We start from the raw sequence: 11,807 nt of genomic DNA, 5'->3' as shown, positions 1-11,807 counted from the left end.
ATGTTGAACAGCCCGGTGTACCCCCAATGGAGGTTCAACGCGAGCGCCAACATCCCGTACACGCCGATGAGGAAAGTGAGCCGTGCCAGCGAGTTCAACTGGCCGCGAAGCGAGTAGCCGAGCAGTGTACCTCCCACGAGGTACAGCACGTAGATGGCCAACAGCGCGCCCAGGATGAGCATCGTGTCGTTGATCTCGAAATCGCGGACGCTCGAACTCATGCCGTCGTCCTCCCTGCGAACAGTCCCTGTGGCTTGAACAGCAGGATGAGGATCATCATGCCGAACGCGGCGGCACGGCCGAAGTCACTGGGGATCCAGATGATGGCGAGGTTCCACGTCAGGCCGATGACCAGTCCGCCGAGGATCGCGCCGTAAATCGACCCGATTCCGCCGAGGATGACCGCGGCGAAGATGGGCAACAGGAGGAGCCATCCGAAATTGAATATGATGGTTCCGCGCCACAGCACCAGCAGGAAGCCCGAGATACCGGTCAGGGCACCGCCGATTATCCACGTCCAGCGGATGACCTGTTCGGTCGGAATCCCGGTAACGCGAGCGAGGTCCTCGTTGTCGGCCATCGCGCGCATCGCCTTCCCGAGCTTCGTCCGCTGGAGCAGCACGTGCACGCCGAGCATCAATCCCACTGTACAGACGAGGATCGTCAGGTCGTGTGCCGTGACCCGTACCGTCCCGTCCCACAGCAGGAGGTTCCACGACGGGATGTCCTGGATCGCCGTCGTTCCGCGGCTTTCGGCCGAGAAGACGAAGACGACGAGGTAGCGAAGCACGAACGCGACACCGATGCTCGTGATGAGCAGGGAGATACCCTCCGCATCACGCATCGGCCGATACACGATTCGGTCGATGAGAAGCGCCAACACGACGGTGAACGCTCCGGCGAACAGCATCCCGAGGATGACGGCTACCGGCGTCGTCGCAATCGTGATACCGAGACTGCTCGCGTACACGGTTCCGCCCGCGCCGACGAGCAACAATCCCGCGATGTTGTTGCTTCCGAGTCCCGCGATGAGGTACGTGACTGCCCATCCCGAGAACGCGCCGCTCGTGATGTAGTCCCCGTGCGAGAAATTAGCGAAGTTCAGAATACTGTACGTCATCGAAAGCCCGATTCCGGCGAGGCCAATTATGAGTCCCCGCATGAGGCCAGTCCAGATGAGTGACCCGACGTAGGAGACGCGTAGGTTGCCGGTTACCAAGCGTTGGATGAAATCGAAGACGAGGAGCACCGCGAATAAGCCGACGACCACGAGCAGTGGTCGTTCGACGATGAGGCGGCGTCCGCGTGAATAGGTTTCAGTTGCATCGTCCATTGATAACTCTCCACATGATAACCGGTTCCAGTCAGGCTATTAAACCTTTCCGACAGAGCCTCCCATCGGATTCCGGTAACGGCGGCATACTGACAAGGTCCGAAGAGGAATGTGTAGAAAGCAAATAACCCGACTATTTACTCGAAACCGTGTTTATTTCGAGGCTCAACTACCGACACACATATGCCGAGCGGTGTTGCAGGCACACGTATGTCCATACTGACCCTTGATGACCTCGCGGTTCAAGGGACAACGCTCGGCGTGCGTATCGACATCAACAGTCCGTTGACCGAATCCGGCAGCCTCGCCGACGATGCGCGGCTCGTGGCGCACGTCGATACGCTCTCGGAACTGTTGGAGCGCGGTGGGAAGGTCGCCATTCTCGCCCACCAGGGGAGACCCGGGAGCGACGATTTCGCGGGTCTCTCGGCACACGCAGAGCGGTTGGACGAGTTGCTCTCCTATCCGGTTTCCTATTGTGATGGGACGTTCTCCGCGGAGGCACGCCGGGCCGTGTCGAACCTCCGCGAGGGCGAAGCGGTGGTTCTCGAAAACACCCGTTTTTACAGCGAGGAGTACATGGAGTTCCCGGCGGAGAAGGCCGCCGAAACCCATCTCGTCGACCGACTCTCCCCCGAACTCGACGCCTACGTCAACGACGCGTTCGCGGCGGCACACCGCTCACAGCCCTCGCTCGTCGGCTTTCCGACCCGGTTACCGGGATACGCCGGTCGAGTTATGGAGCGTGAAGTGGACGTGCTCGGCGATATCGAAGGAACGCCACGCCCTCGTACGTACGTGGTCGGCGGCGCGAAGGTCTCTGATTCCATCGCCGTGGCCAGGAACGTACTGGAACGCGACCTCGCGGATCACATCCTGACGGCCGGAGTCGTCGGGAACGTCTTCCTGTTCGCGGACGGCGCGGACCTCGGCGAGGCCAGCAAGGAGTTCATCCACGACCAGGGGTACATCGATTACATCGACGACGCCACCGATCTGCTCGAAACCTACGGCGACAGGATTCACCTCCCCGAGGACGCCGCCGTCGAACGGGACGGCGAACGCGTCGAACTCACCCGGGAGGAGTTCCCGCCGAGGGAGGGCGAGGCCGCGATGGACATCGGCGAGGAGACGATATGCTCCTATTCGAACATCCTCCAGGACTCGGGGACGGTCATCCTCAACGGACCGGCGGGCGTGTTCGAGGACGAGACGTTCGCGGACGGTACCCGGGAGCTATACATCGAGGCCGGGAACGCCGAGTTCAGTATCGTCGGCGGTGGCGACACCGCCGCCGCGATTCGGAAGTTCGACCTCGACGGGTTCGACCACGTCAGCACCGGCGGCGGAGCGTGTCTCCGAATGCTCACCGGCGAACCCCTTCCGGCGTTACAGGCACTCTCCCAATAGATGGTGGTCATCGAGGCGGCGACGAGCGCCGACATCAACCCGGTCGTGGAGCGATGGGTGGAACTCGCGCAGGACCAGCACACGTACGATTCCCACATCCTCGCCGACGAGAATCGGGGGGCAGTTAGGGATTCGATCGCTCGGCACATCATCGAAGATGGCTTGCTCGTCGCTCGCGATTCGGGCATCGTCGGGTTCGTCATGTTCGAGCTACAGACAGGGCTCTACCAGCAGACGACCACCCGTGGGCTCATCCAGAACGTCTACGTCGCACCATCGCACAGGAACGAGGGTGTCGGATCCGCGTTGCTGGACGAGGCCGAAGCCATGCTCGCGGAGCGCGGTGCCGAGGCGTTCTCCCTCGACGTGATGGCGAGGAACGAAAACGCCCGCAGACTGTACGAAAACAGAGGGTACGAACCGCATCGAATCGAGATGGAAAAATGGGACGAAAACGATAACCACTCAAAGGAGTAGCGAGAAGTGAGGGTTGCGCCAAGGGAGCTTGGGTGGTTCAAGCACTCGATTTGTAATCGAGACTACGTGGGTTCAAATCCCACCCTTGGCTTCCTTCGCGGTTCGATTTGGGGACAGAGAAGCCCGTGTGACGGTTCGAAAGAACCTGGTTTTTGCACGGTGGTACCATTCTTGCGTGGCTACGAATCAGGTCGGGTTCTCGACTGGGTGCTGCAACATCCGACGGGACGATTTTGCAACACCAGTGGAAATCATACGTTACCACTCTCCTCGACGTCAGTAACCGTCGTTATCTCATTACGATGTCCGAACTGAGATTTTATTCTGTGAGAGATACCCTAGCACGAAAGAGGATGTGTACTTGATCAGTTCGTGAAAATACAATGCCGTGATGAAAGATAAAAGCTGGAAGATAAACAGGAGAACGATGCTCGGAACGACCGGAATGATCGGTGCCGGAACGCTGTTCAGCGAGGGTGCGCTCGCAAAGGAATCACGGAGGGAGCACGGTGAGCCGGACGAGTCGGGCGACTCGGCCGTCGAAAAACTGCTGGCACAGGCGTCGGAGAAGTTTCCCGGCGGAATCGTCTCGGTGTACACCAAGGAGGCCGGACCGCACGGCGAGGTGCTGGCGAGTCACGAGTCGGACAAGGTGGTCAAACCGGCGTCGAACACGAAACTGCTCACCACGGCGCTCGCGCTCGAACATCTGGGACCCGACGAGCGGTTCGAGACGAGCGTGGTCGGCGACGGTTCGAAGTCGGGGACGCAGTTCCACGGGGACCTCGTGATTCGCGGGAACGGGGACGTGCTGTCGCAGGACAACCTCCGGGCGTTGGCGGAGCAGGTCGCCGACGAGGGAATCGAGGCGGTTCACGGCGACGTCGTCGCGGACATCACCGCGTTCGACACGTCCGGGTACGGCCCCGTCTTTTCGGTTCGCGGTCCCGGCTATCCGGAGGGGTGGACGTGGGAGGACCCGCAGTACTCCTACGGCGCGCCGAGTTCGACGCTCGCGCTGTACTGGAACAAGGTCGCCGTCACGGCCAAACGAACCGACGATGGCATCGACCTCTCGATCGAACCGGATTCGGAGTTCGTCCCCGTCGAGTCCCACCTCTCGGAAGCGCCCGCCGGGTCGGACGGCTACTTCTACACCTACCTTGACCGGGTGAACGGGACCATCTACGCCATCGGCGAACTCCCGCCGGGGTACGAGGAGACCGACTTGGCACCCGTGATGCGCCCCGACGAACACGCCGCCGCCGTGTTCGCGGGGTTCCTCGAAGACGCAGGTGTGACGGTGAAAGGCGGCGTGACCTTGCAGACGGAGGAGAAAGACCGAACGGCGGCGTTCCGGACGAGCATCCGGTCGGAGCCACTCCATGAAACCATCGGGCCGATGTTGCTGTACTCGAACAACGTCGATGCCGATCAACTGGCGCTGATGACTGCACGCCGTGCGACGGGAGAGGGGTCGTTCGACGCGTGGACGGACCTAACCGAGGCCTACTTCGAGAGTTTGGGAGCGCCTGCGACGGTTTTCCGCGACGGGTCCGGGCTCTCGCAGTTCGATCTGGTCTCGGCCGCCGACATGGTTTCCATGCTCGAATGGATTGGCCGGAAACCGTGGTCCGAAACCCTGTTCGGGTCGCTCCCGACGCCGGGACACGGTACGCTCGCCTACCGGTTACGGGACGTGGACGTGCCCGTCCAAGCGAAAACCGGAACGGTTCGGGGGACGCGGTCGCTGTCCGGTGCTATTCGCCGAACGGGCAAACCCGACGTGTTGTTCTCGATTCTCATGTCCAACGTGACCGTGGGACTCGGCGACGCTCGGGACTATCAGGACGACCTGGTGAGAGCGCTCGTGGACGCCTGAGCGCTCGGACACAATCGTATCACGTGGTTCGAACGGTAGCGGGACGGCGGAGAAACGAGGCAGTCGGTTTTACAGGGGGATCCCGCTTCGGACTGACTGCTTCGGTGATATGAATGTACGTGGACAGGATTAGCTACCGCTTAACGCCGGATTCCGCATTGTGAACTGTTGCTCGTTGTTTCTACCAGAATAATTATCGGACGGTTTTATACTGGCAGCACGCTTGCTTCCCTTTCATGAGCCGCACCCAGAGCGTCCCCCTCTGGATGGCCGAACCCGAGGAGTTCAGGAGCACGCTCAAGATGGTCCTCAGTACGGCGTACAAAAACGACCGCCGATTCGACCGAGCGTGGACGTTCCGATATCCCGACGAGACGCCCAACCTGATGGCCGAAATCACACATCTAGAAAAGGGGGGAACCGAGGAGATTATGAATCCACCCGAGCCAACGAAACCACCGGAGCAAGCCGTGCTCAAGGATTTCCGCGACGTGCTCGGTGATCTGCTGCTGAAGGGCTACCGACGAGGTATCGAGTTCGACCGAGCGTGGTCGTTTCGCTACCCGAACGCTGACCATCCCGACCTGATGGTCGAAGTGACGTATCTCGAAGAGCAGGACGACTGACCCGATAATTTTGTTCGTCCCCGTCCTACCGGAGGTATGGAGTTCTCCGTCGTTCGAGGAGACATCGCAGCACAGCGAGCGGATGCACTCGTCAACGCCGCCGGAACCAACCTTCGAATGGGGAGCGGCGTCGCCGGGGCCCTCCGGCGCGGTGCCGACGGGCCGATAAACGACGAAGCGATGCGGAAAGGACCGGTCGAACTCGGTGCCGTCGCTGTCACCGACGCGTACGAACTCGACGCGGAGTTCGTCGTTCACGCCGCGGCCATGCCCCACTATGGGGACGGCGAGGCCACCCGGGAGAGCATCCGTGATGCGACGCGGAACGCGCTCCGTGAAGCCGACGAGCGGGAAGCCAAATCGATGGTACTTCCGGCCCTCGGCTGTGGCATCGCGGGATTTAGCGTGGAGGAGGGAGGTGAGATCATCTGCGAGGAAATCCGGCGATTCGACCCGAACTCCCTCGAAGACGTTCGTCTCATCGCCTACAGCGACGAGGAGTACGAAACTCTCCAAAGGTGGCGGCCGACACATCGGATACATAGCAGAAAACGTATGAATAGCGGCTGAAAATCACCGTCGATGACGGCGTTCAGTTATAGCGACGACAAGGTATTGCTCACGACGAGTCACGAGGTGTCGGGACGTGAAATCACGGCCCATCACGGCGTGGTCGTCGCGGACGTGACGCCAGGGCGAAACATCGGAAAGGAAATCGCGGGTGGCCTCCGCGACATCGTCGGCGGGCGCTCCGGTTCGTGGGAGAAAACGCTCGAAGCAAATCAGGAAACCGCCCTCGACGAGTTGGTCGAGGAAGCGAAATCGATCGTTGCGGATGCGGTCGTCGCGCTCGACGTCACTGACGAAGCACTCGGCGGACAGGGCGGCATGATCAACATCAAAGCGTTCGGAACCGCAGTCTCGCTCGACTGACAAATGTTGTAACGGCCGGTTCGGTTGTCGAGGTACGACGACAGACGTCGGCGTCGATTGGGCGTCGGAATACTGGGTCGCGCTCGCCCTTACAGCGAAGAAAGCGAAGGGGAACTTCGAGACGCTTCCAGAAAACCCTCCGAAAGATGACAAGGGTCATCGAACAGCGATCGTCTATGCAGACGCTTAGGAATCGTTTAACTCCACGTCTTCACCGGCGTCCCCTCCTCCGATTTGAATTGTTGCGTCCGTTTCGACCGCGTCGAGTCCGTCGAGTTCACAGATGTCCGCCACGATCGGTTCCGGAACGACGACACGAAGCGTTTCGAATTCCAGTTCCGCATCGACCTCGCCACCGAGGTCCGTGACGCGAGCGGCGACCGACTCGGAATCGGTTCCCTCGGCGAGTCGAAGCAGGAGCGTCGCCGATTCGTCGGGGAACGGGTCGTCGCGCATGCCACGGACGGGATGGGAAACGTAGGTCATAGGGCAGCAAGTATCTCGTCGGCGTGTCCGTCGGGCGAAACGTCCTCGAAAACGGCCTCGACGGTGCCGTCGGAACCGACGACGAACGTGTTGCGGAAGACGCCGTCGAACGTGTTCCCGAACATTTGTTTCTCGCCGTACGAATCGTACGCCGAGGCGACGTCGCCGGACTCGTCGCTCAGGAGGTCGAACGGCAGGTCGTACTTCTCCCGGAACTTCGCGAGGTCCGAGACAGGGTCGTCGCTGATGCCGAGAACCGGCACGTCGCGCGCTTCGAACTCCTCCCACGAATCGCGGAATCCACAGGCCTCGGTGGTGCATCCCGGCGTGTCGGCGCGGGGGTAAAAATACACGACGACGGTGGTATCGAAATCCGCAAGTGAGACCTGATCTCCGTCCTGATTCGGCAGTTCGAACGATGGTGCTGTTTGTCCGGATTCGAGCATGGGTCGATTTCGAAGCGAACGAGCAACTGCGTTGCGGAACTACTCGCCGATGACGACGAACGTTCGACCGCCCTTTCGCTCGAAATGAACCGCGCCGTCCTCGGTTGCAGTTTGAACGTACTCCTCGACTTCGCTGGCGGACAATCCGGACACGTCCGCCGAATTCCACGGTCGTACCGCCGACTCGTCCGTTTCGACTTCGATGTTCATATGCTCACCATGTCCGATCGGATAATGAAAGACCGCCTAGCGGAGCGAAAGTGAAAGTAGTCGGGAAAACCGGACGACGGCGATTCGAAGTCAGTTCGAAGTCGGTTCGAAGGTCGTTTGAAGACAGTCGGGAGTCGATGCGAAGACCGTTCGAACGACCCTCAAGCGGCGAGCGTCAGCGACTCGCCGTCTTGGTTCACGAGGCCACGTTCGCGGAGCGATCGGATGACAGTGTACAGCGTGATTTTCGGCAGGTCGAGGCCGTTCTGTAGTTCGTCCAGGGTCGCGCCACCCGTCGTCGCAAGCGAGAGGTAAACGAGTTTGGAACGCGGTGAGTCGAGTTCGTCGGGCAACGGTGAGAGCGGTGTCGTTTCGATGCTCATGGTAGTATCCGGTTCGAAACATTCGACGATAATAAAATTACCTCACGACGATTGTCGAAACCCGTTGGAGGAGTCCGTTTGAAGAGATGTGTTCTCACTGCCGGGAATTCCCGGTGATTTTATGTGAAGAGCGGTGGTAGTCTTGACCAATGAATCCAGCGCGAGACGAATCCAACCGCGAGTCGAGGAAAGTCATCTCGCCGGAGGAACTCGACATCGAGGAGAGTGAGAACGTCGTTACGCTGGACGATGGACGGTTCGTCATCGGTGCATCCGGACGCCCATCAGTCCCCGACGAACCGACGGAAGTGACGACCGGAAACGCGAATGGCGATACGACTCCAGCAGTCGATCCGTCACCGTCGGCCGAATCATTTCCCTCCACGGATACCCCTCCCGCCATCGAACCCGAATCGGACGTCGAGGATGGGTCGACGGCAACGAACACGGACCCCTCGTCACCGGCCACGACTTCGGAAATCGACTCGCACGACGTTCGTCAATGGCTGGAAGCGGATTTGGCGGACGTGACGTCCCGATACGGGTTTCACATCAGCGCGAAATCGGAAGATTCCATCAGCCACCAACAGATGTTTTCGGACGACGTGGGGACCGTCTTCGACAGCCTCCTCCTGTGGTACGCTCAGCAGGTCGATAAGGGGACGGCCGTCGAGGACGTCCTCGGCATCCTCCTGATGGAGTCGAACATCCGGGTTCGCTACTCGCCACGCTGTCTTCGTGGTCTGCTCGATACACACGACCTCTCACCGGACGACAGTATCGCGGACCTCTTTCGGGCGATCCAGGACGCGAATGGCGTCGTCTTTCCACCGGACGTCGAGTAGTCATTCTCCGCCGTGATAGCGAGGAGTAGGTTTTATGTTCTATCGTTCGATGTATCTAGTAACTGACTATGAGCGTTCAGGAACAGGAACCATCGGATGAGGAGACCCAAGTCGTCGAATTTCGACTCGGCGAGGACGTTTGCGCCATCGATATCGAACAGGTAGACAGCATCGTCGAAGTGAAGAAGGTAACGCGGATTCCACGAACGCCGAACTCCATTGAGGGCGTCATGGACCTCCGCGGCGAGACGACGGCCATCATCGACCCGAAGGAGTTTCTCAGCGTCGAAACCGGCGAGCGAGGTGACGACGTTCTCGTCTTGGACCGCCCAGACGACAAACAGAAGATCGGGATTCGAGTGGACGAGGTGCTCGACGTGACCACACACGAACCGGAACAGATAGACAACGACGAATTGGAGAACCTCGACACGCGTGGAATCCGTGATCAGATCTCACGTGGTATCATCAAGAAGCCGAACGGCGACGATGACGAGCTCGATCTCGTGATATAGGTGGACATTGACAAAATGATTAACAGTCTGAATTAACTTTCTGAAGAAATCCCCAACTGTGATAATCACAGGGGAGCATTTATTTTGCCCCCTTTCAAAAACTCTCGATAGTGGAACTTGAATGGTTAATGACGTACTAATTGTCGATGACTCAGAATTCATGCGGAACCTCCTACGTGAGATTCTGGAAGAGAATTTCGAGATCGCGGACGAAGCCGAAAACGGCGTCGAAGCGGTCGAACTGTACAAGGAAAAACAGCCGGACTTCGTGATGATGGACATCGTGATGCCGATTCGAGACGGCATCGAGGCGACGACCGAAATCAAGCAGTACGATTCGGGCGCGAACGTCATCATGTGTACGAGTATCGGGCAGGAAGAGAAAATGAAGAGGGCGATCAAGGCGGGCGCGGATGGCTACATCACGAAGCCGTTTCAGAAGCCCAGTGTGATGGAAGCCATCGACGACGTAATCTCAGCATGACGCGGGCGGTCGTCGTCGACGACTCGAATTTCATGCGGACGGTTATCACCGACGTTCTCGAATCGGATGGCATCGACGTCGTCGCACAGGCGTCGAACGGCGAGGAGGCCGTCTCGGTCGTCGCCGAACACGAACCCGACGTGGTGACGATGGACGTCGAGATGCCGAAGATGAACGGTATCGAGGCCGTCGAGGAGATCATGGAACGGTCGCCGACCCCGATTCTCATGCTTTCAGCACATACCGAGGAGGGGGCGGAAGCGACGTTCGAAGCCCTCGATCGAGGGGCGATCGACATGTTGGCGAAACCAGGTGGGGAAGTGTCCACCGGAATCTCCGCACACAAAGACGCCCTCGTCGCGAAGGTCCGGTCCGTCGTTAAGGCGGACGTTTCCGTCAGCGTACCGGACAACACGATGGCGTCCCCCACGAATCTGGACGATTCCTACGTCGAGAACGCGACGGTCGTCATCGGCGCATCGACGGGAGGTCCACGCGTCGTCGAAAGCGTTCTCGCCGGGCTTCCCCGCTCGGCACAACTCCGGATTCTCATCGTCCAGCACATGCCGGACAGCTTTACCACCCGATTCGCAAAGCGACTCGACAACCGAACCGAGTACGACGTGAAGGAGGCGACCGACGGCGACCGAATCGGCGCCGGACAGGCACTCGTTGCGCGGGGGGACTACCACATGGAAGTCTCGAACTACGCGAAAGGGAGGCTCCGCGTTCGACTCACGCAGGACGAGGTGCGACACGGCGTCCGTCCGGCGATCGACGTGACGATGGAGTCCGCCGCCGCGGCGATCACCGACCCGCTGACCGCCGTCGTCCTCACCGGCATGGGTGCGGACGGTGCGGTCGGCGTGGAAGCCATCAAAACGGCCGGTGGCCGGACCATCGCACAGGACGAAGCGACCTGTTCCGTGTTCGGCATCCCCGCACGGGCGATCGAAACCGGGTGTGTCGATACGGTACTTCCGGCCGACGAAGTCGCCCGTGGAATACTTTCGACCGTACGCAAACCGACGTGATTCGATATGGATGAATACATACAGGATTTCATTCGTGAAAGCGAAGAGAACATAACGGAACTGAACAACTCGCTGCTCGAACTGGAGAACGACCCGAACGACGAGGAGGCGATGGATTCCATCTTCCGGACGGCACACACGCTGAAAGGAAACTTCGCGGCGATGGGATTCCAGAGTGGAAGCGATCTGGCTCACGCCATCGAGGATCTGTTGGACGAAATTCGACAGGGGAGGATGGGAGTCACGCCGGAAATCATGGACCACGTCTTCGCCGGAGTGGACAAAATCGAAATCATTCTCGCCGAAATCGAGGCACACGGCGAATCGCAAACCGACCCGAGCGCGACCATCCAGGACATTCGCACGACGTTGGCGGGGGCGAGTACCGTCTCCGACGAGGAAAAACCTGAGTCGACCGACGAGGCAGCAGAAACCGGTGCCGAAACGATCCTCGAACGACTCGACGACCCGTCGGTGCTGGCCGGAGTCGACCCGGTGTTCCACGCCCGAGTGGAAATGGGTGACTCGCAGATGAAAGGCGTCGATGCGATGTTCGTTCTCGGCGAGGTGACCGAAAAACTCGATCTGCTCGGTGCGGTCCCGTCCGTCGAAGCCATCGACGAAGGCGACTACGACGACGGCTTCGACCTGTTCGTTACGGACGGCGAGGAAGAACACGTCTCGGAGGTCATCGACGGTGCGTCGAAGGTCGAATCCACCACGGTCACCGACGTGACCCACGC

The 11,807-nt window shown here is 59.8% G+C and carries 16 protein-coding genes, 1 tRNA gene and 1 pseudogene; 12 read left to right on the top strand and 6 right to left on the bottom strand.

What is annotated here, in order from left to right:
- Positions 1 to 221, bottom strand: a pseudogene (locus WBV42_RS15500) (branched-chain amino acid ABC transporter permease); the annotation flags it as partial.
- Positions 218 to 1,333 (bottom strand): branched-chain amino acid ABC transporter permease, encoded by a 1,116-nt coding sequence (locus WBV42_RS15495; protein WP_423986818.1) that lies wholly within the window; start codon positions 1,331 to 1,333, stop codon positions 218 to 220. The gene WBV42_RS15495 and the pseudogene WBV42_RS15500, both read right to left, overlap by 4 nt.
- Positions 1,334 to 1,543: 210 nt before the next feature.
- On the opposite strand from WBV42_RS15495, the gene WBV42_RS15490 reads away from it, so the two are divergent.
- From WBV42_RS15490 to WBV42_RS15460, 7 genes are all read left to right on the top strand, one after another.
- A complete protein-coding gene (locus WBV42_RS15490) occupies positions 1,544 to 2,743 on the top strand; it encodes a phosphoglycerate kinase (RefSeq protein WP_423986817.1) in 1,200 nt (399 codons plus the stop codon).
- Entirely contained in the window at positions 2,744 to 3,220 is a 477-nt protein-coding gene (locus WBV42_RS15485) for a GNAT family N-acetyltransferase (RefSeq protein ID WP_423986816.1), read from the top strand. It begins immediately after the preceding gene.
- Between the two features lie 17 nt (positions 3,221 to 3,237).
- A tRNA-Thr gene (locus tag WBV42_RS15480) sits at positions 3,238 to 3,311 on the top strand.
- Positions 3,312 to 3,611: 300 nt separating this feature from the next.
- Positions 3,612 to 5,102 carry a D-alanyl-D-alanine carboxypeptidase/D-alanyl-D-alanine endopeptidase gene (dacB, locus tag WBV42_RS15475; RefSeq protein WP_423986815.1) on the top strand — a complete coding sequence of 497 codons (1,491 nt, stop codon included), beginning with the start codon at positions 3,612 to 3,614 and terminating at the stop codon, positions 5,100 to 5,102.
- A gap of 236 nt (positions 5,103 to 5,338) precedes the next feature.
- Positions 5,339 to 5,728: a hypothetical protein gene (locus tag WBV42_RS15470; RefSeq protein ID WP_253234097.1), complete on the top strand. Its 390-nt coding sequence runs from the start codon at positions 5,339 to 5,341 to the stop codon at positions 5,726 to 5,728.
- Between the two features lie 36 nt (positions 5,729 to 5,764).
- Positions 5,765 to 6,298 (top strand): macro domain-containing protein, encoded by a 534-nt coding sequence (locus WBV42_RS15465; RefSeq protein WP_423986814.1) that lies wholly within the window; start codon positions 5,765 to 5,767, stop codon positions 6,296 to 6,298.
- 12 nt (positions 6,299 to 6,310) lie between these two features.
- Positions 6,311 to 6,661, top strand: coding sequence for a YbjQ family protein (locus tag WBV42_RS15460; RefSeq protein ID WP_423986812.1), 351 nt, complete (start codon positions 6,311 to 6,313; stop codon positions 6,659 to 6,661).
- Between the two features lie 186 nt (positions 6,662 to 6,847).
- Here WBV42_RS15460 and WBV42_RS15455 read toward each other — a convergent pair whose 3' ends face one another.
- The 4 genes from WBV42_RS15455 to WBV42_RS15440 form a co-directional block, all read right to left on the bottom strand.
- A complete protein-coding gene (locus WBV42_RS15455) occupies positions 6,848 to 7,147 on the bottom strand; it encodes a hypothetical protein (protein ID WP_423986811.1) in 300 nt (99 codons plus the stop codon).
- The gene (gene bcp, locus WBV42_RS15450; RefSeq protein ID WP_423986810.1) at positions 7,144 to 7,593 is read right to left on the bottom strand and encodes a thioredoxin-dependent thiol peroxidase; all 450 of its coding nucleotides are present in this window, start codon (positions 7,591 to 7,593) and stop codon (positions 7,144 to 7,146) included. The genes WBV42_RS15455 and bcp overlap by 4 nt, the downstream gene beginning before the upstream one ends.
- A 39-nt stretch (positions 7,594 to 7,632) precedes the next feature.
- Positions 7,633 to 7,803, bottom strand: a complete 171-nt coding sequence (locus WBV42_RS15445) for a hypothetical protein (protein ID WP_253227354.1) — start codon at positions 7,801 to 7,803, stop codon at positions 7,633 to 7,635.
- A gap of 161 nt (positions 7,804 to 7,964) precedes the next feature.
- Positions 7,965 to 8,186, bottom strand: a complete 222-nt coding sequence (locus tag WBV42_RS15440; RefSeq protein ID WP_423986809.1) for a helix-turn-helix domain-containing protein — start codon at positions 8,184 to 8,186, stop codon at positions 7,965 to 7,967.
- A gap of 149 nt (positions 8,187 to 8,335) precedes the next feature.
- Between WBV42_RS15440 and WBV42_RS15435 the strand changes: the two genes are divergently transcribed.
- From WBV42_RS15435 to WBV42_RS15415, 5 genes are all read left to right on the top strand, one after another.
- Positions 8,336 to 9,031: a DUF7500 family protein gene (locus tag WBV42_RS15435; RefSeq protein ID WP_423986808.1), complete on the top strand. Its 696-nt coding sequence runs from the start codon at positions 8,336 to 8,338 to the stop codon at positions 9,029 to 9,031.
- A gap of 68 nt (positions 9,032 to 9,099) precedes the next feature.
- A complete protein-coding gene (locus WBV42_RS15430; RefSeq protein WP_423986807.1) occupies positions 9,100 to 9,546 on the top strand; it encodes a chemotaxis protein CheW in 447 nt (148 codons plus the stop codon).
- 121 nt (positions 9,547 to 9,667) lie between these two features.
- Complete coding sequence (cheY, locus tag WBV42_RS15425) at positions 9,668 to 10,030, top strand: chemotaxis protein CheY (RefSeq protein ID WP_253234095.1); 363 nt, start codon at positions 9,668 to 9,670, stop codon at positions 10,028 to 10,030.
- Complete coding sequence (locus WBV42_RS15420; RefSeq protein ID WP_423986806.1) at positions 10,027 to 11,064, top strand: protein-glutamate methylesterase/protein-glutamine glutaminase; 1,038 nt, start codon at positions 10,027 to 10,029, stop codon at positions 11,062 to 11,064. The genes cheY and WBV42_RS15420 overlap by 4 nt, the downstream gene beginning before the upstream one ends.
- Before the next feature lie 6 nt (positions 11,065 to 11,070).
- Positions 11,071 to 11,807, top strand: a 737-nt coding sequence (locus WBV42_RS15415) for an Hpt domain-containing protein (protein WP_423986805.1), incomplete at its 3' end; no start/stop codon positions are given.

Source organism: Haladaptatus sp. (assembly GCF_049589095.1).
Taxonomy (GTDB): Archaea; Halobacteriota; Halobacteria; order Halobacteriales; family Haladaptataceae; genus Haladaptatus.
The sequence above is the reverse complement of the archived record's forward strand: the minus strand, read 5'-3'. Positions and strand labels throughout refer to the sequence as shown.